Below are 19,045 nucleotides of genomic sequence, written 5' to 3'. Positions count from 1 at the left end.
CCGCCTGCAGGGCAACGAAAACCTGTCCAGATTGGGGACCGTTCGCTCAGGTCAATTGATTGGCGCGGCGGAAACGGCCTTGATAATCGAACACTTTCTCGCGCACCTGCCAAAACTGGCCGCGTTTGCGCGCCACCACGAAATCCGGATGGCGCAGCGCCTGCTGTTGCGCCAGCACGTCGGCGGCGGTGTGCCAGGCGAACGGCACGCCCGGCGCGCGCTGGTGCGGGCGCAGGAACAGCATCTCGAACGCTTTGCGCTGCGCCGGCGTCTGCAGACGGAAGCGCTCGCTGGTGCTGGTGCCGTCCTCGTCGTAATAGGTGGCCTTCAGCCATTCGCCCTTGTCATCGCGGCCGCTCTGCAGTTCCATGCCGCCGCAGCGCAGCACCAGCGCGTCTTTCAGCTTCAGCGCCGCCTTCAGCATGTCATCGGGATCGACCAGCACCTCCTGACACTGATGGCAACGGCGTGCGGCGATGTCGTTCTCCGCGCCGCAGTGCGGGCAGCTCTTGAACCGGAAGCGGTAATCGCACTGTTCGCGGTGGCCGTCGTCGTCTTCCAGCCAGCCCTGACAGCGGCGGCCGTAGTGCTCGATGATATCGCCGTTCTCGGTGCACTTGCCCCAGAACAGATTGGCGAAGCCGCAGGCCGGGCAGAACACCTGCACCGGCTGGCTGTCGCCGTGCGGCTTGCTGACGCCGACCTCCGGCGTGAACAGATCGTGCGGGTTGCCGGCATAGTCGAGGATCAGACAATCCTCCTTGCCGGGCGCCAGCCGCAGCCCGCGGCCGACGATCTGCTGATACAGGCTGACGGACTCGGTCGGGCGCAGGATCGCGATCAGATCGACGTGCGGCGCGTCGAAACCGGTGGTCAATACCGCTACGTTGACCAGATAGCGCAACTGCTGCTGTTTGAACGCCTCGATCAGCGCATCGCGCTCGGTGGGCGGCGTTTCTGCGCTGACCAGCGCGGCCTCGCCGTTCGGCAGCAGGCCGTGGATCTCGCGGGCGTGCTCGACGGTGGCGGCGAAGATCATCACCCCTTTGCGATCGTCGGCGTACTCCACAATCTGGCTGATAATGTGCGGCGTGACGCGGTTTTGCCGCTTCAGCTCGCGGTTCAGATCCGCTTCGCTGAACAGGCCGTTGCTTCTGGCCTCCAGCCGGCTGAAATCGTACTGCACAATCGGCATGTCCAGCCGCTCAGGCGGCACCAGGAAGCCGTTCTTAATCATATAGCGCAGCGGCAGCTCATAGATGCAGTCGCGAAACAGGCTGGCGCCGTCGCCGCGGGTAAAACCGTGGTAGTGATACTGGTAAATCCAGCCCTTGCCCAGACGATAGGGCGTGGCGGTCAACCCCAGCAGCCGCAGCTGCGGGTTGGTTTTCTGCAAATGCTGGATGATTTGTTGGTACTGGCTGTCGTCGTCGTCACTGATGCGGTGGCATTCATCGACGATCAGTAGCGAAAAGGCGCCGTCGAACAGCGGCAGGTTGCGCGCCACCGACTGCACGCTGCCGAACACCACTTTGCCGGCGCTCTCTTTTTGTTGCAGACCGGCGGCGAAGATGTCCGCCTCCAGGCCGTAGGCGCAGTATTTGGCGTGGTTTTGCGCCACCAGTTCCTTGACGTGCGCCAACACCAGCACCCGCCCACGGGCGCGCTTCGCCAGTTCGGCGATCACCAGGCTTTTGCCGGCGCCGGTCGGCAGCACGATCAGCGCCGGTTCGGGACGCCGCCGGAAATGGTTGATGGTGGCTTCGACCGCTTCCAGTTGGTAGGGGCGTAGGGTAAAGGCCATAAAATGAACGCCGTAGAGTGGAATGGGCCGCCGGGTACAGGTCTTGTCGCCCCCGTTCCCACAGAAACAGCGACATTTTACGCCCCGGGCGGCCGAAAAATTTCTACTATTATGCCTTCTGCGCACGCGCGGTGCGAGAAGCGTGAAAATTACCTCTGTCGGGCAACGCGTTGTGTCGCTATACTTGTGTGACAGCAATCGCTGTTCCCCCACGCGATTCCCCCCCTGAACCTGCTATTTGCACCCGGTGCAACGGCGGGCGTCATATTTTGGCAATACGATCAATGCGATCATAACAACGACAGGCAAAGCAGATCCCATGCGATTGGACAAGTTTTTATCTCAGCAGTTAGGCATCAGCCGTGCGCTGGTCGCGCGCGAACTTCGGGCTAAACGCGTCACCGTGGACGGTGAGGTAGTGAAGAGCGGGGCTGTCAAACTGAGCCCGGAGCAAGAAGTGGCGTTCGACGGCAATCCGCTGCAGCAGCAGAACGGCCCGCGCTATTTCATGCTCAACAAACCGCAGGGCTACGTCTGCTCTACCGACGATCCCGATCATCCGACGGTGCTGTATTTCCTCGATGAGCCGGTCGCGTACAAGCTGCACGCCGCCGGGCGGCTGGATATCGACACCACCGGGCTGGTGCTGATGACCGACGACGGTCAATGGTCGCACCGTGTCACGTCGCCGCGCCACCACTGCGAGAAAACCTATCTGGTCACGCTGGAGCACCCATTGGCGGAAGACACCGCGCAGCGTTTCGCTGAAGGGGTGCAACTGCACAACGAGAAAGATCTGACGCGGCCGGCGACGCTGGAGCAGGTCGACGAGCACGTGGTGCGCTTGACCATCAGCGAAGGGCGCTACCACCAGGTGAAGCGGATGTTCGCCGCCGTCGGCAACCGGGTGATCGCGTTGCACCGCGAGCGCATCGGCGCCATCGTGCTGGATGACGATCTGGCGCCGGGCGAATACCGCCCCTTGACAGAAGAAGAGATCGCCAGCGTGGGCGCGCCGCACCTGCAGGACTGATAACCGATCATTGATTGCGGCCGATTAAGGAGTCGTGGAACGTGCAACAGAACCGAACCTCTCATCTCGGTTTGATTTTCATTCTGGGCCTGTTGTCCATGTTGATGCCGTTGGCCATCGACATGTACCTGCCCAGTATGCCGGTGATCGCCGCCCAGTTTGGCGTCGAGTCCGGCAGCGTGCAGATGACGCTCAGCGCCTATATGCTCGGCTTTGCCTTCGGGCAGCTGTTCTATGGGCCGATGTCGGACAGCATCGGCCGCAAGCCGGTGATCCTGTGGGGAACGCTGATCTTCGCCATCGCCGGCTGCGCCTGTGCCATGGCGCAGTCGATCGATCAACTGATCGGGCTGCGTTTCCTGCACGGTTTGGCGGCGGCGGCCGCCAGCGTGGTGATCAACGCCCTGATGCGCGATATGTTCACCAAGGATGAGTTCTCGCGCATGATGTCGTTCGTCATTCTGGTGATGACCATTGCGCCGCTGCTGGCGCCGATGATCGGCGGTGCGCTGCTGCTGTGGTTCAGCTGGCACGCCATCTTCTGGACCATGGGCGCCGCGGCGCTGATCGGTTCACTGCTGGTGGCCTTGTTCATCAAGGAGACGCTGCCGAAAGAGCGGCGCCAGCGGTTCCACCTGCGCACCACGCTGGGCAACTTCGGTTCGCTGTTCCGCCATAAGCGGGTGCTGAGTTACATGTTGGCCAGCGCCTTCTCGTTTGCGGGCATGTTCTCGTTCCTCAGCGCCGGACCGTTCGTCTACATCGAACTGAACCACGTTTCGCCGCAGCATTTCGGTTACTATTTTGCGCTGAACATCGTCTTCCTGTTCCTGACGACGCTGATCAACAGCCGCAACGTGCGGCGCTTCGGCGCGGTCAAGATGTTCAAGCTGGGGCTGCTGGTACAGCTGGCGATGGGGCTGTGGCTAATGGCGGTGAGCACCGTGGGCCTGGGCTTCTGGGCGCTGGTGATCGGCGTTGCGGTCTATCTGGGGTGCATCGCGATGATCTCCTCCAACGCCATGGCGGTGATCCTGGATGATTTTCCGCATATGGCGGGCACCGCTTCTTCCCTGGCCGGCACGTTGCGCTTCAGCATCGGTGCGCTGGTGGGGGCGGTGCTGTCGATGGCGCCGGGCAAAAGCGCTTGGCCAATGGTCACCTCGATGGCGCTGTGCAGCATCGTGGCGGTGCTGTTCTATGTTTACGCCAGCCGGCCGCGCGATCGCGCAGCCTGACGTTCTCCCGATTCGGGGCGTGTCGCTCCGCATCGTCACGGGGTTGCGCCCTGCCATTTCAGGGTGCAACCGGCAATGAAAAATTTGTTGCTAAATATACGCAAGCTAATCAATTGACCGCTTTCTCACCTGTGTGCTTTTTGTTAAAAAATTCTGCCGCCGTGCCGCCCAATATTCCCCGGGAGGCGCGGCGCGCTGTCGGCTGAGCCGCGCGGGGGATTTGTATTAGGATTGATGTATATCAAGGTATTAGCAGCGGTGGCGGCGCTAACGTGACGGGTAAGATGTTTCTTCATTGTAAAAATATGGCGACGAAAAAGTAGTCGCATTGCAAGAAAAAAGAGTTGAGATCGCTGCGGGAAAGGGTTACATATAACGCAAAAATGCGAGCTGAGTCGCAAAATGCCGTGAAATAACACCGCACGGCGCGCCAAAAAGTGGCACGGCATCGGCAAGCACGGGGTCAGGTTAATGGCTTGCGGCAAAATTTACATTTAAATAACATTTGTGCGCGGCAGAGTCGGGAGTCAACGGCTATAACTTAGTAACCCTGTCAGGTAAAAGTGTTTCACCTTTTCAAACTAGGGATTTCATGTGGAGAGTATCCAACTTTCGGTAGTGCATCGCTTGCCGCAAAGTTATCGTTGGCTATCCGGTTTCACCGGCGTGAAGGTCGAACCGATTCCGTTTAACGGAATAGACGAAGATAACAACCTGATTGGGCTGAAGCTGCTCAGCCATGAAGGGGCCGAGGCCTGGCAGGTAATGCAACAGCTCAATCTGTCGCTGCAGGAGATTCAGGTCGACTGTGCGATCGTCGAATGGGAAGGGGAACCTTGCCTGTTCGTGCAGCGCAGCGACGAGAGCGCCACCATGTGCCGCCTGAAAAACGTCGGTGCCGCGATCGCCGAACCGCTCAGCGCGCAATACCCCTTCTGAATTCGCCGCTAATCCGCCAACTGCAGCAGTTGACGGGTATAGTCGGCTGCGGGCGCCGCGAAAATCGCCCGGCAGTCTCCCTGTTCAACCACTTCCCCCTGTCGCAGTACGATGACCTGGTGACATAGCGAACGCACCACCTGCAGGTCATGGCTGATGAACAGATAAGCCAACCGGTGGCGTTGCTGCAGCGATTTCAGCAGCGTCAGGATCTGCGCCTGCACCGATTTATCCAGTGAAGAGGTCGGCTCGTCGAGGATCAGCAGCTGCGGTTGCAGGATCAGCGCGCGCGCGATGGCGATACGCTGGCGCTGGCCGCCGGAAAACTCGGTGGGATAGCGGTGGCGAAGCTGCGGATCCAGGCCGACTTCCCGCAACACCTCGATCACGCGTTGTTCCCGCTGCTCGGCGCTAAGCCGCTGGTGCACTTCCAGCCCCTCGGCGATGATCTGCTGCACGTTCAGGCGCGGATTCAGGGCGGAATAGGGATCCTGGAAGACGATTTGCATTCGGCTGCGGTAGGGCAGCATCTGCTTCATCGTGAGCGGGTGCAGCGGTTCGCCGTCGAACCAGATGGCGCCCTGCGAGGCCAGCAGACGCAATAGCGCAAGCCCGGTGGTGCTTTTACCCGAGCCGGATTCTCCCACCAGCCCCACGCTTTCCCCTGCGCGCAGCTCGAAACTCAACGATTTCAGCGCATAGTGATAATCCACCGTGCGGCGCAGCAGGCCGCGCCGGATGGGGAAGCGCACCTGCAGATCTTCCACCTTGAGCAGCGGCCGCTCGTCGCCGGGGCGCGCGGTGGGCAGCGGCAGCGGCTCACCGACGTCTTCGGCGGCCAGCAGCTGCTGTGTGTAGGGATGCTGCGGCCGGCTGAACAGCTGCGCGCGGCCGTTTTGCTCTACGCAGCGCCCCTGGCGCATCACCGCCACGTTGTCTGCCAGGCGGCGCACGATATTCAGATTATGGGTGATGAACAGCAACCCCATGCCCATCTCCTGCTTCAATTCTTGCAGCAGCGTCAGGATCTGCGCCTGGATAGTCACGTCGAGCGCGGTGGTGGGTTCGTCGGCGATCAGCAGTTTCGGGCGGGTCAACACCGCCATGGCGATCATTACCCGCTGGCGTTCGCCGCCGGACAGCTGATGCGGATAGTCCTGCAGCCGGTTTTTGGCCTGGCGGATGCCGACGCGCTCCAGGCATTCGACGATCTCTGCGCGCGCGGCTTCGCGCCGCAGGCCGCGGTGCAGCATCAGCACTTCCGCCAGCTGTTTCTCGATGGTGTGCAGTGGGTTAAGCGACACCATCGGTTCCTGAAAGATCATCGCGATCTGATTGCCGCGCACCTTGCGCAGGTCAGTCTCCGGCGCATGCAGCAACGACTCGCCGTTGAACAGAATATCGCCGGCAGGGTACACCACCGGCGGCGCGGGCAGCAGACGCAGTATCGACAGGGCGGTGACGCTTTTGCCGGAGCCGGATTCCCCTACCAGCGCCAGCGTTTCCGCCGGCGCTATTTGCAGCGAGAGTTCGTTGACCACCGGCGTGACGGTGTCGCCCTGACGGAAGGCGATGCTGAGATCCTGAATAGCGAGCAAAGGAGTGGCCATATCAATGCGCCTTGCTGGGGTCAAAGGCGTCGCGCACCGCTTCGCCGATAAAGATTAATAACGACAGCAGCACAGCCAATACCAGGAAGGCGGTGATGCCGAGCCACGGCGCCTGCAGATTGTTTTTGCCTTGCAGCAGCAATTCGCCGAGCGACGGCGAACCTATCGGCAGACCGAAACCGAGGAAATCGAGCGACGTCAGGGTGGTGATCGAGCCGCAGAGGATAAACGGCAGGAAGGTCAGCGTCGCCACCATGGCGTTGGGCAGCATATGGCGGGACATGATTACCCGATCCGGCACGCCCATGGCGCGCGCGGCGCGGATATAGTCAAAATTGCGGGTGCGCAGGAATTCGGCGCGCACCACGCCCACCAGGCTCATCCAGCCGAACAGGATGGTGATGCCGAGCAGCCACCAGAAATTGGGCTGGACGATGCTCGACAGCAGAATGATCAGAAACAGCGTCGGCATGCCCGACCACACTTCGATAAAGCGCTGTCCCCACAGATCGAAACGCCCGCCGTAATACCCCTGCGTCGCGCCGACGCACACGCCGATCAGGCTGGAAAACAGCGTCAGCGCCAGACCGAACAACATCGAAATGCGAAAACCGTACAGCACCCGAGCCAGCACGTCGCCGCCGTTGCTGTCGGTGCCCAGCAGGTTGTGCCGCGAAGGCGGCGAAGGGAAGGGCACCTCAGTGGCGAAGTTGATGGTGTCGTAACTGAAGCGGATCGGTGCCCAGACCGCCCAGCCGTGCCGTTCGATCTGCCGCTGCACGAACGGATCCTGATAGTCGGCTTCGGTATTCAGTTCGCCGCCGAAGGCGGTTTCGCTGTAGCTAATCATAAACGGCAGGTACAACCGGCCTTCATAACGCACCAACAGCGGTTTGTCGTTGGCGATCAGATCGGCGGCCAGGCTCAGAGTGAACAGCACCAAAAAGATCCACAGCGACCAGTAGCCGCGGCGGTTGCGGCGAAAACGCGCCCAGCGCGCCTGGTTGATCGGGCTAAGGCGGCTCATTGGCGGGCCTCGAAGTCAATGCGCGGATCGACCAGGGTGTAGGTGATATCGCTGAGGATATTCAACAGCAGGCCGATCAGGGTGAAGATATACAGCGTGCCGAACATCACCGGGTAGTCGCGCTGCAGCGTGGCGTCGTAGCCCAGCAGCCCCAGGCCGTTGAGCGAGAACATCACTTCGATCAGCAGCGAGCCGGTGAAGAACATGCTGATAAAGGTGGCCGGAAAACCGGCGATCACCAGCAGCATGGCGTTGCGGAACACGTGGCGGTAGAGGATTTTTTTCTCGTCCAGCCCCTTGGCGCGGGCGGTGGTGACGTATTGTTTGCGGATCTCGTCGAGGAATGAGTTCTTGGTCAGCATGGTCAGGGTGGCGAAACCGCCGATCACCGTCGCCAGCACCGGCAGGGTGATGTGCCACAGGTAGTCGGCGATCTTCGCCGGCCAGGAGAGGGTGTCGAAGTTGCTCGATACCAGGCCGCGCAGCGGGAACCAGTCCAGGTAGCTGCCGCCGGCGAACAGCACGATCATCAGAATGGCGAACAGAAAGGCCGGAATGGCGTAGCCGATGATAATCAGCGTGCTGCTCCAGGTATCGAACGCGCTGCCGTTGTGGACGGCCTTGCGGATGCCGAGCGGGATCGACACCAGATAGATGATCAGCGTGCTCCAGAGGCCCAGCGTGATGGAGACCGGCAGGCTCTGGCCGATCAGCTGCATCACCGAAGCGCCGCGAAACAGGCTGTCGCCGAAGTCGAAGCGCATATAGTTCCACAGCATGGTGAAGTAGCGCTCGTGCAGCGGTTTGTCGAAGCCGTAACGCTTAGTGATCTCGGCGATCACCTCCGGATCCAAACCGCGCGAACCGCGGTATTGGCCGTCGCCAGCCGCGATGCCCGTCCGGGCGTGGCCCAGGCCTTCGCCGACACCGCCGCTGCCAAACCCGCTGCCGTGCCCCAGCTCAATGGCGGCGATGGCCTGATCGACCGGACCGCCGGGGGCGATTTGCACGATAAAAAAGTTGATGGTGATGATCGCCCACAGCGTGGGGATCACCAATAACAGTCTGCGTATCAGATAGGCCGCCATTCCGACTCCTTATTGCCGCTGAGCCGGTAAGCGCGCCGCCTTGTTGACGTCGTACCACCAGTTGTCGAAGCCGATCGCATAGGCCGGGCGGACCGACGGCGTGGAGAACTTGTCCCAATAGGCGTAGCGGTCGTGGCTGGAGTACCACATCGGCAGCATGTAGTTGTTCCAGGTCAGCACCCGGTCCAGCGCGCGGCCGAGCGGCAACAGGGCGTTTTCGTCGCCCTGATGGGCGGCGATTTGCCTGACCAGGCTGTCGACCGCCGGATCTTTGACGCCGGGGGTGTTATAGCTGGAATCGATGTACTGCGAATCCCACAGAATTTGCAGATCGGCGCTGGGGAACGGCATCGCCATATACACCGTCGACATCATGTCGAAATCGCGTTCGCGCATGCGGCGGGTGTACTGCGAGGCGTCAATCTCGCGGATTTGCATCTCGATGCCCAACCGCTGCAGGTTGTGGCGGAACGGCAGCACGTACTGGAAGTTGCTGCCGCTCAGCAGCATCAGTTCAAAGGTGAACGGCTGGCCGGTTTTGGCGTTGACCAGCTTTTGATTTTTGACCACCCAACCGGCTTCTTTCAGCAGTTGGGTCGCCTTCAGCAGGTTTTGTCGATCGTTGCCGCTACCGTCGGAAGAGGGCGGTTGGTAGATACTGGTAAATACCTCCGGCGGTATCTGGCCCTTGAGCGGTGCCAGCAAGGCCAGTTCAGCGGCGTCCGGGTAGCCGCGGGCGGCGTAGGCGGTGTTTTGGAAATAGCTGTCGGCGCGCTGATAGGCGTTGTAATACAGCGCCTTGTTCATCCAGTTAAAATCGAAAGCCAGGCCGATCGCTTCCCGTACCCGACGATCGGCGAACAGCGGTTTTTGCAGATTGAACGCCAGCCAGCGGGTATTCTGCGCCGCCTGGTTGGTCTCGTCCTGCTTGATGATGTAGTTGCGCGCGAAGTTGCCGCCCTGATACTGGGTGGCCCAGCTCTTGGGCGACGGCTCGATGCGGAAATCGTAGGCGCCGGCCTTGAAGGCTTCCAGCGATACCTTATCGTCCAGATAATAATCGTAGCGAATACTGTCGAAGTTGTAGCGGCCGCGGTTCACGGGCAGATTGGCGGCCCAGTAGTCGCGCACCCGCTGATAGGTGATGTACTGGCCGAGGCGATAATCGCCGATTTTATACGGGCCGCTGGCGAGCGGCGGGGTGCTGAGCGGTTCGTTGAGCTTATGGTTTTTCCAGAAGCTTTCCGGCAATACGCGCAGGCTGAGCAGGCTGAGGATTTGCTCACGGTTCGCCTTAGGCAGCTCGATGCGCACCGTCAGCCGGGAAATGGCCTTGACCGTGACGCCTTTGTAATAGGAGCGAAACTGCGGTACGCCTTCGGTCATGAATTTATTGAAGGTAAAGGCCACGTCGGCGGCGGTGATCGGGCTGCCGTCCTGGAAGCGGGCGCGGGCGTTGATATCCAATTCCATCCAGCGCATGTCGGCCGGGAAACGGGCCGATTCGGCAATCAGCGGGTAATAGCTGCCGGGTTCGTCGTCGGAGTTGGTGAACAGCGTATCGTACAGCTCCATCGTGCGCTCGCCGGGCACGCCGCGGGTAGCGAAGCGGTTGAAGTTGTCGTAGGTGCCGATGGCCGCCAGCCGCACGTCGCCGCCCTTGGGCGCCGCCGGGTTGACATAGTCAAAATGGCTGAAGTCGGTGGCGTATTTCGGTTCACCGAGAAGGGCGAAAGCGTAGCTTTCGTTGAGGGCTTCGGCCCGCAGGCCGAAGCTCAGTGCCGAGAGCACCAGAGCAGCGAAAATGCGCACGGACATCAGACGGTAAGCTCCTGCTGTGGAATAAAGTACAACCTGCGCCCAGCATAACATTCTTCGGACGTGCGCAGGGTAAAGATGCTTAAAGATTAACTATTTTTTCCTGATAATCAAAGACCTGATTAGCATTGCAGTAAGCGACGAAATCATCGATGCTCAGCGGCTTGCTGAAGTAGTACCCCTGCATGAAGTTGACGCCGTGTTCTTGCAGAAACTGCATCTGCTCGGCGGTTTCCACGCCTTCGGCCACCGTCAGCATTTTCAGCTTTTTCGCCAGCGAGATCACCGCATCCAGCACCGGCGCGGTGACCGTATCCTGGCCGATGGTGTTGACGAAGCCACGGTCAATCTTCAGATAATCCATGGTGAAGCGCTCAAGATAAATAAGCGCGCTGTGCCCGGTGCCAAAATCATCCACCGCGATCTCGATGCCCTGTTTGTGCAGCCAGTCAAACTCCGTCAGCGCGCTCTCTTCTTCCACCATGCCGCGTTCGGTGATTTCAAACACCAGCGTAAAGTAATCGCCCGGCAGCTGCGTCAACAGTTCATACACGTCCTGGTGAAACGACGGTGCGCTAAGGTGGGCGGGGGAAATGTTGAGGCCGACTTTACCTCCCCGTGGCAGCGCTTTGGCGAGCTGTGGCGCATCTTCGGCGATCAGCCTGAACAGGTGGCGGGTAAGCGGCACGATCAGCCCGTTGCTTTCGGCGTAGGGGATAAAGACATCGGGCGGGATGCGGCCCTCGATCGGATGCTGCCAGCGGATCAGCGCTTCCAGCCCGCCTATGCTGTTGCTATCGGTATGGAACACCGGCTGGTATTCGATAAAGAACTCGTTGCGCTTGATGCCGCGCAGCAGCGCGCGTTCCGGGCTTTGCCGCAGCAGCAGCATGTAGTAGCAGAGTACGCCGGTCATCAATGACAGCACCAGGCTGCCCAGCAGCGTCAGGCGAATGTCGTTGGGGGTCAGTTTCTCGTTGTAGAACAGGATGGTCAGCGGCAGATTGGGCAGCGTCAGGGTATCCGCCTTGCCCTTCGGTAGCTGATTGACCGGCATCAGGTTCGGGCTGAAAGTGGTCAGCGCGCGGTTGCCCATCACGATGGCGATGCCCGGCGCCTGTTCGTCGTGCGAGGTGAACAGCAGGTAGGGCATCAGATCGATGTCCAGCGTAGCGAGGATGCCGGTGGCCTTTTCGCCGGGATGTCGCAGCCAAACCGCAACCGCCGGTTTATTTGGCACCATCGGCGTACCCTGCTGCAGCTTGAGATCCAGAGACAGATCCCAGTCGATATCCTGGTAGATATTTTTCATCGGCAACATCATGTCGCCCGTGGCGGAGGAGCAATAGGCGTAGCCGTCCTTCACCAACAGGAAGGTGCGCACGCCGCTGGTAAAGGCCGCCTGGTAGGTAATATCCGACTGGCTGGAGAGGCAAGGCTTGCCCAGCAGCGGCATCATTTGCCGCATCACCGCCGTCAGATGCGAGATATAACCCAGCGTGAACTTTTGCGTGCGCGCTTCGACCTTATGTTGATATTGCGTGCGCTGGTGGTTAATCAAAGAAAGCGTGACCGCGGTGAATAGCGTAAAAAATACCAGGGCGGCGACACCGCTTTTAGCCAGGCTGCGTTGTCGGTGAGACACGCTGCGGGCGAAAGCTCTTTTCAAGCCCATAACCGAGTCCTCTGCAACCGGGCGTCAGGCGTGTCGCGCAGCCAGTTAATGGATTGTGCCAACGGCTTTTTTTTCATTTTTGCCTTTTTATCCCGTACCAACCGGCGGCGCCATTTAAATATGTGGCGTCGCCGACAGAAATATCATGCGCATAATATCAGCGGAAACGTTTTAAATAACGCCGGGGCGCCGTTGCCGTCATCTGACGATAATAGGCGAGTTTTTCCTCGACGGGGCGATTTCCCGCCAACAGTTTATCAAAATAATGGCGTGCGGCGGCGTTAAGCAGGGAAAGGTGACGATAAGGCAGGGATCAATTTTGATGATACCTGTTCGACAACCAAAAAAACGCCGCCCGTGGGCGGCGCTTATCGCTCGTTTGGTATTCAGGATCTTCAGGGCGTTGCGCCGTTAACCGTTGGTCAGCACCCGGCGCGCTTCTCGATAACGTTTATTCCAATAGTTATCGGTCAGCTTGGAAATCATGACCCCACTGCTGGTGGAGGCATGAACGAACTGATCGTTGCCTAAATAGATGCCGACATGGCGCCCGGTAGAACCGGCGCGGAACAGCACCAAATCGCCGGCGCGCAGCTTGGTGCGCTGAATTTTCTTGCCGAGATCTTCCTGTTCATAGGTCGAACGCGGTAAATCCATGCCGAACTGTTCGCGGAAGGTGCGCTGTACAAACGCCGAGCAATCGATGCCGCGCTTGGTGTCACCGCCTAAGCGGTAGCGAACGCCTTTCCAATCCGCATACTGATCCATAATCTTTGACTTGACGTCAACGTTGCGGACCATCGCTTCGAATTCATCCTGAGAGGCTTGCAGTAAAAGACCGTCTTTGTCATTAACTGCACGCATCTCAGTTTGTGCGTTATTCAAGTTCGAAGTGTGAGTCGAGCTGCACGCTGACAGCATAACCGCAGCGGCAATTGCAGGGACTACCCGCAAAAAATATCTCAGAAACGGTTGAGATTTGACCATTGTTGTTGTTTTCCCTTGAAGTCCTTAACGACGAAAGTCGCTACCTGAAAAATGCCAAACGAAACGAGCCTAGTCCGCACCTGTTGCATCGACAACCAGTTACCGTTGAAAACGTGCGAGAACGCACATTTTTATCGGATTTCATACTGATTCGACTTAAACCAGGCACAAACGCATCTGAGATTACCGGAACCAATAGGGGATTGCGAGCCTTTTTCCCGTCTTTTTTATATGAATTTGTGATGTAACATAATGTAAATCTTCATATAAAAAACGCCAATTGTCCGATGTATGAATCTGGCGTGAAATCAGGTTGCAAAAGCGTTAACGAACGGCGGGGAAATTTTTACGCGCGGCGAGGGGAAGAGGGCGGGAGGCGTAAGCCTCCCGGCATGAGTCATAAACACAAATTATGGTTGGCCGGGGCGGTGCTTACCGGGCAACAGGCGATTCAACCGATCGACGATCCAGTCGCTGCAAGGCGTCATCAGCACCCAGCTGGCGCCAACCAGCACCACGGACAATGAGCCGACGGCGATATCGGTAAACCAGTGGGCGCCAATCATCACGCGCGGCAATGAGAAGAGCAACGTAATCAGCAGGGCGACGGCGAAGGCGCCGCGGCCGAAATAGCGCAGCATAAAGCAGGAAAAAATAATCAGCATCATGCCGTGGTCGCCGGGGAAGCTGTCGCCGGAAGCGTCCTTGGTGGGGATGCCGGTCAGCTCGCTGACGCGATGGATATTGTCAAAGGTCAGGGTGGGGCTTGGATGTTTTACCGGCAGCAGGTGGCCAAGCTGGTTCAGCACCACGGCGGTCAGCAGCATCACCACGCCGGTGATCACCAGACGGCGGCGGCCGGCGGCGTCCTGCTTCAGATAAAAGTACAGATACAGCAGCCCCATGGCGAGCAGCGAAATCACATCGAACGCGCGGTTGTTGGTGATGGCGACCAGGTGTAAAAACGCCGGGTCGGTGGCCAGATGGCGGTTAAAGAAGAAGAAAATCGCCGAATCCAGGGTAAACCAGCCGCCGTGATTGGCCGGCAGGAACCAGGACAGAAACAGCGCAACGCCCAGTAAGTTGAAGAAGAGAATGAGGGGTAAATTGCGGCGTGTCATGACATAACCTGTTGGAAAAATGAAAACGAAATAAAACCCGGCAGCCCTGCGGCAACCGGGGGGCAACGGTACGGGGTCTAACTTAAACGAATCTTAAACAAGGCGGATTGCAGGGCATTCCAATCGGCATTTTCGCTGTGGATAAGCTCAATTCGGCTGTCGAGCGGCGCGACCGGGCGGGTTTCGATGTTGAGATCCTGCCCCTGACGATTGATCAGCAATGTGCCTTCGGGGATGCGCACCACGCCTTTGGCGCGTTCGACCGGCGCGAGTCGCACCCATTCCATGAAGCCGACGGTGTCGAACCGGGTATCGCCGTCAAAAATCCAGCCGCAGCTGGTGAAGCCTTGCCCTTCATTCAACGCTCGCCGCCAGCGGGCGTGCTCCGGCAGCCGCAGCGCCGCCAGCCCCTGCTTTTTCGCCTGACCATGATGATGCTGCGCGTCCGGCAATTCTGTACGATTCGTGCGCGGAAGTGACAACAGCGCGACATCCGCTTCGCCTTGCGCGATGGCGTAGCAGGGGCGCTGCAGCGGGTCTTGCGCCTTCCAGGCCTCCAGCGCCAGCCTGTCTTCCGGCCGGTAGGTATCGCTTTTGCTGGCCAAAATAATGTCGGCCGCGGCCAGCTGATCGCGGAAGTTTTCGTTGTCGCGGTAGCGGGGCTGGCTGAGCTGGCGGGCATCCAGCAGGCACAGGGTGGCCTGCAGATCGATCCAGCCGGCATAGCTCTCCTGGGTCAGCAGCGACAGGATTTGTTTCGGATGCCCGAGCCCGGTCGGCTCGATCAGCAGCCGATCCGGTTTGGCCTGCTGCAACAGCATATTCAAGCCCACCTGCATCGGCAGGCCGTTGACGCAGCACATGCAGCCACCGGGGATCTCTTTGAGCACCGCGCCGCTGTCTGCCAGCAGCGCGCCGTCGATGCCGATCTCGCCGAATTCATTGACCAATACCGCCCAGCGTTCATGTTCGGGCTTATGAGCCAGCAAATGGCGGATAGTGGTGGTTTTGCCGCTGCCGAGGAAACCGGTAATCAAATTGGTTTTGGTCATTAATAATTCCTGGCGCAAAAATTAACCTGCTTAATAAATGAGTTACGCAGCCGTGTCGGTGAAACGGCCGCGATTTAATTTGTGCTCTATCTCGCAAATTTTGCACGTCACCATGCGCTTTTCAACCGACAAAATCCACCGTTTATAACAAGAAAATTCTTAGATAAAACCCTGTATTAGATGCGGTTAACTTTTGTTAGTAGCTTGTTTTTACATTGTTAATGACGAGATTAACGATCAAATCTCGTCCCTTTCCTTGCGATTATTCCTAACAAGATCCTCTATGGTTAAATTGGCTTAACTAAAAATGAGGTTGCCATGAATACCTTTCGGTTATTTTTGATCGTAGGAATGTTGTTTTCATGGACGGCAGTGAGTCAGGCAGGAGTGGCCGGCGGGGTAATTCGCTTCGTCGGCTCTATCGTTGAAAGTCCTTGCACGGTCAAGATTGCAGATTCTAAGGCGAATACGCAATGTTACCGCAACGGCCAGCATTATCAGGCCCAGCAAGCGTTGTCAGGTTTTGATACTACACGCAAAGAACTTCCGCTAAATCTAGGCACAACCGAAATGAAGTGGGTAGACCAACAGAAGAAACTCGCTGTTATGACGGTCGTTTATCGTTAAGTCGTTCCGCCATGCCGGCGTAACGTTACGCCGGCATGGTTATTCTCGGCCCTGCAGGCTCCTCACCGCATTACCCACTCCTTCACCGTTTCACGCGCGCCGCGATCGCGCAGCGATAAATAGGCTTGCGTCACCGCTTCGCTAAACGCCGCATGCGCCGCCAGCGTTTCGCCGAATACCGATTTCAACGCCAACAGCGCCGCTACGCGCCGTCGATCGTCCGTTGTGGCGGCGATCGTCTGTTGCAGCACGTCTGCCAGCGGATCGCGAATGTCGATCGGCTCACCGGCGTCATCGACGCCGCCGACGTAACGCATCCAGCCCGCCACGCCCAGCGCCAGCCCGCTATAGTCGCCGCCGTGCCGCAGATGCCAGCGCACGGCATCCAGCAGCCGCTGCGGCAGCTTCTGCGTGCCGTCCATGGCGATCTGCCAGGTAAGGTGTTGCAGCGCCGGATTGCTGAAGCGCGCGATAAGCTGTGCGGCATAATCGGGCAGGCTGATGCCGGTGACGCTCAGCGTTGGCGCCTGTTCGTCCAGCATCAACCGCAGGGCGGCGCGGCGGTAGTGCTCATCCGCCATGCACTCGTTGATATAGCGGTAGCCGCCCAGGTAGCCTAAGTATGCCAGGAACGAGTGGCTGCCGTTCAGCATGCGCAGCTTCATGTGTTCAAACGGCAGCACATCGCTGACCAACTGGGCGCCGGCCAACTCCCACGCCGGGCGTCCGGCGGTGAAGTTGTCTTCCACGACCCATTGAATGAAGGGCTCGCAGGCGATGGCGCATTCGTCGCGCACGCCGCCCAGCGCGGCGGCGATCTCATCCAGCGTGGCCGGCGTGGCGGCCGGCACGATGCGATCCACCATGGTGCAGGGGAAGGTCGCGGCGGTGGCGATCCAGTCGGCGAGCGACGGATCCCGCGCCTGCGCCAGATCGAGCACCGCCCGGCGCAGCACGTGGCCGTTCTCCGGAATATTGTCGCAGGAAAGCAGGGAGAAGGCGGGCAGGCCGCGTTCGCGCCGCAGCCGCAGCGCTTCCACCAAAATGCCGGGCGCGGTCTGCGGCTGATGCGGCCACGCCAGATCGGCGACGATCCCCGAATGCTGTCGGTCCAGCCGTCCGTTGCCGGGCTCGATGCAGTAGCCTTTTTCGGTGATGGTCATCGAGACGATCGCCACCTGCGGTTCGGCCAGCTTCTCCAGCACCGCGGCGATGCCCTCCAGTTTGCGGTGCAGGCTCTCATGCACCGCGCCGATCACGATGGCCTGATGGCCGTCCGCGCCTTTCTCCAGCACGCTGTACAGATGATCCTGTTGCCGCAGCGCCTCAAACAGCGGCACGCCGCCGGAAAGACTGATCTCGCAAATGCCCCAGTCGCCGCCGTGGGCGTTCAGCACCCGATCGGTCAGCAGCGCCTGATGCGCGCGGTGGAACGCGCCGAAACCCAGGTGCACGATGCGGCTGCGCAGGGCCCGGCGATCATAATTCGGTTGCCGGACGGCGCCCGGCAGCGGGGTGTTGGCGATCGTATTCATCTCATCTCCAAAGCGAGTAGACAGCTGGCGGGCCACTTGCGTCAAGTTAGCGGACCAGTTTGTCGCCCCATCAACAAGGGCGCGCTGACGATAAAAAACTGCCACCAGTCTAAAGTTGTCGGCAGGTTAAGGGAATTGGTCAGGCCAAAATAAGCCAGAATCGTGAAGCGGATCAACCAATGAACGGTTCAATTTTGACAGCGCGCGGCGAAAGAGTAAGTTAAAGCTAGCTGACATCTAAATTAAACTGGTATAACAACATCGCGATGCGAGACAGGCATAAGGACACAACATGGAACAAACATGGCGTTGGTATGGCCCGAACGATCCGGTCTCTTTGGATGACGTGCGTCAGGCCGGGGCGACCGGGGTGGTCACGGCGCTGCACCATATTGCGAACGGCGAAGTTTGGCCGATCGACGAGATCCGCGCGCGGCAGGCGCTGCTGGCGGAAAAGGGGCTGGTGTGGTCGGTGGTGGAGAGCGTGCCGGTACATGAGGAGATCAAAACCCACAGCGGCGACTGGCGGCGGTACATCGCCAATTACCAGCAGTCACTGCGCAATCTGGCGGCCTGCGGCATCGACACCGTTTGCTACAACTTCATGCCGATCCTCGACTGGACGCGCACCGATCTGGCCTATCCGCTGCCGGACGGTTCCAAAGCGCTGCGTTTCGATCAGGTAGCCTTCGCCGCGTTCGAGCTGCACATCCTGCAGCGCGCCGGCGCCGAGGCGGACTATACGGCGCAAGAGCGCAGTCAGGCGGCGGCCTATTTCGCCGCCATGAGCGAGGAGGAGAAAGCCACGCTGACCGGCAACATCATCGCCGGGCTGCCGGGTGCGGAAGAAGGCTACACGCTGGAGCAGTTCCGTCGCCGCCTGGCGGAATACGACGGCATCGACAAGGCGCAACTGCGCGAAAACATGGCGGTCTTTCTGCGTGCCATCGTGCCGGTGGCGGAAGAGGCCGGCATCCGGCTGGCGGTGCATCCCGACGATCCGCCGCGGCCGATCCTCGGCCTGCCGCGCATCGTCTCCACGATCGAAGACATGCAGTGGCTGAAGCAGACTGTCGACAGCATTCATAACGGCTTCACCATGTGCACCGGTTCCTACGGCGTGCGCGCCGACAACGATCTGGTGCGGATGATTGAAACCTTCGGCGATCGCATTCACTTTACCCACTTACGCGCCACCTGCCGCGAAGAAAACCCGAAAAGCTTCCACGAGGGGGCGCATCTGCAGGGCGATGTGGACATGGTGGCGGTGATCGAAGCGATCCTGACCGAAGAACTGCGTCGGCAGCGGGCGGGCGATCGGCGGCCGATCCCGATGCGCCCCGATCATGGGCATCAGATGCTGGACGATTTGAAAAAGAAAACCAATCCGGGCTATTCGGCCATCGGGCGGTTGAAAGGGCTGGCGGAGCTGCGCGGCGTCGAGCTGGCGCTCAAGCGGCGCTTTTTCCCGGAATTGCCGTAGCGGAAAAT

Annotated in this window: 15 protein-coding genes; 5 read left to right on the top strand and 10 right to left on the bottom strand. The window is 59.5% G+C overall.

Going from position 1 to position 19,045, the window contains the following annotated elements; all coding sequences use genetic code 11:
* Positions 1–46: 46 nt before the first annotated feature.
* Positions 47–1,804, bottom strand: a complete 1,758-nt coding sequence (locus ACJ8IJ_RS04560) for a DEAD/DEAH box helicase (RefSeq protein ID WP_442518306.1) — start codon at positions 1,802–1,804, stop codon at positions 47–49.
* A gap of 319 nt (positions 1,805–2,123) precedes the next feature.
* Between ACJ8IJ_RS04560 and rsuA the strand changes: the two genes are divergently transcribed.
* The 3 genes from rsuA (at position 2,124) to ACJ8IJ_RS04545 (ending at position 5,014) form a co-directional block, all read left to right on the top strand.
* Complete coding sequence (rsuA, locus tag ACJ8IJ_RS04555) at positions 2,124–2,837, top strand: 16S rRNA pseudouridine(516) synthase RsuA (protein WP_442518305.1); 714 nt, start codon at positions 2,124–2,126, stop codon at positions 2,835–2,837.
* Between the two features lie 41 nt (positions 2,838–2,878).
* The gene (locus ACJ8IJ_RS04550) at positions 2,879–4,075 is read left to right on the top strand and encodes a Bcr/CflA family multidrug efflux MFS transporter (RefSeq protein WP_015378537.1); all 1,197 of its coding nucleotides are present in this window, start codon (positions 2,879–2,881) and stop codon (positions 4,073–4,075) included.
* Between the two features lie 594 nt (positions 4,076–4,669).
* Entirely contained in the window at positions 4,670–5,014 is a 345-nt protein-coding gene (locus ACJ8IJ_RS04545) for a YejG family protein (RefSeq protein WP_004935763.1), read from the top strand.
* Positions 5,015–5,022: 8 nt separating this feature from the next.
* On the opposite strand, the gene yejF is transcribed toward ACJ8IJ_RS04545, so the two are convergent.
* The 8 genes from yejF to ACJ8IJ_RS04505 all read right to left on the bottom strand — a co-directional run bounded on the left by yejF (position 5,023) and on the right by ACJ8IJ_RS04505 (position 15,392).
* Positions 5,023–6,624, bottom strand: coding sequence for a microcin C ABC transporter ATP-binding protein YejF (gene yejF, locus ACJ8IJ_RS04540; protein WP_060559957.1), 1,602 nt, complete (start codon positions 6,622–6,624; stop codon positions 5,023–5,025).
* A gap of 1 nt (position 6,625) precedes the next feature.
* Complete coding sequence (locus ACJ8IJ_RS04535; RefSeq protein ID WP_015378535.1) at positions 6,626–7,651, bottom strand: ABC transporter permease; 1,026 nt, start codon at positions 7,649–7,651, stop codon at positions 6,626–6,628.
* On the bottom strand, positions 7,648–8,739 hold the full coding sequence (locus ACJ8IJ_RS04530) for a microcin C ABC transporter permease YejB (protein WP_004935753.1): 1,092 nt from the start codon (positions 8,737–8,739) through the stop codon (positions 7,648–7,650). Before ACJ8IJ_RS04530 ends, ACJ8IJ_RS04535 begins: the two co-directional genes overlap by 4 nt.
* Before the next feature lie 9 nt (positions 8,740–8,748).
* Positions 8,749–10,557 carry an extracellular solute-binding protein gene (locus ACJ8IJ_RS04525; RefSeq protein WP_021505924.1) on the bottom strand — a complete coding sequence of 603 codons (1,809 nt, stop codon included), beginning with the start codon at positions 10,555–10,557 and terminating at the stop codon, positions 8,749–8,751.
* A gap of 82 nt (positions 10,558–10,639) precedes the next feature.
* Positions 10,640–12,232 carry a cyclic di-GMP phosphodiesterase gene (locus ACJ8IJ_RS04520; protein ID WP_442518304.1) on the bottom strand — a complete coding sequence of 531 codons (1,593 nt, stop codon included), beginning with the start codon at positions 12,230–12,232 and terminating at the stop codon, positions 10,640–10,642.
* A gap of 411 nt (positions 12,233–12,643) precedes the next feature.
* Positions 12,644–13,219, bottom strand: a complete 576-nt coding sequence (gene mepS, locus ACJ8IJ_RS04515) for a bifunctional murein DD-endopeptidase/murein LD-carboxypeptidase (RefSeq protein WP_025303553.1) — start codon at positions 13,217–13,219, stop codon at positions 12,644–12,646.
* A gap of 410 nt (positions 13,220–13,629) precedes the next feature.
* Entirely contained in the window at positions 13,630–14,340 is a 711-nt protein-coding gene (locus ACJ8IJ_RS04510; protein WP_442518303.1) for a phosphatase PAP2 family protein, read from the bottom strand.
* A gap of 77 nt (positions 14,341–14,417) precedes the next feature.
* Positions 14,418–15,392 (bottom strand): CobW family GTP-binding protein, encoded by a 975-nt coding sequence (locus ACJ8IJ_RS04505; protein WP_004935738.1) that lies wholly within the window; start codon positions 15,390–15,392, stop codon positions 14,418–14,420.
* A gap of 318 nt (positions 15,393–15,710) precedes the next feature.
* Between ACJ8IJ_RS04505 and ACJ8IJ_RS04500 the strand changes: the two genes are divergently transcribed.
* The gene (locus ACJ8IJ_RS04500) at positions 15,711–16,019 is read left to right on the top strand and encodes a type 1 fimbrial protein (RefSeq protein ID WP_004935734.1); all 309 of its coding nucleotides are present in this window, start codon (positions 15,711–15,713) and stop codon (positions 16,017–16,019) included.
* A gap of 62 nt (positions 16,020–16,081) precedes the next feature.
* Here ACJ8IJ_RS04500 and ACJ8IJ_RS04495 read toward each other — a convergent pair whose 3' ends face one another.
* On the bottom strand, positions 16,082–17,554 hold the full coding sequence (locus tag ACJ8IJ_RS04495; RefSeq protein WP_442518302.1) for a mannitol dehydrogenase family protein: 1,473 nt from the start codon (positions 17,552–17,554) through the stop codon (positions 16,082–16,084).
* A gap of 292 nt (positions 17,555–17,846) precedes the next feature.
* On the opposite strand from ACJ8IJ_RS04495, the gene uxuA reads away from it, so the two are divergent.
* Positions 17,847–19,037, top strand: a complete 1,191-nt coding sequence (uxuA, locus tag ACJ8IJ_RS04490) for a mannonate dehydratase (RefSeq protein ID WP_004935728.1) — start codon at positions 17,847–17,849, stop codon at positions 19,035–19,037.
* The last annotated feature ends 8 nt before the right edge of the window (positions 19,038–19,045 follow it).

The organism is Serratia sp. CY40230 (assembly GCF_052168835.1).
Classification (GTDB): Bacteria; Pseudomonadota; Gammaproteobacteria; order Enterobacterales; family Enterobacteriaceae; genus Serratia; species Serratia nematodiphila.
The sequence above is the reverse complement of the archived record's forward strand: the minus strand, read 5'-3'. Positions and strand labels throughout refer to the sequence as shown.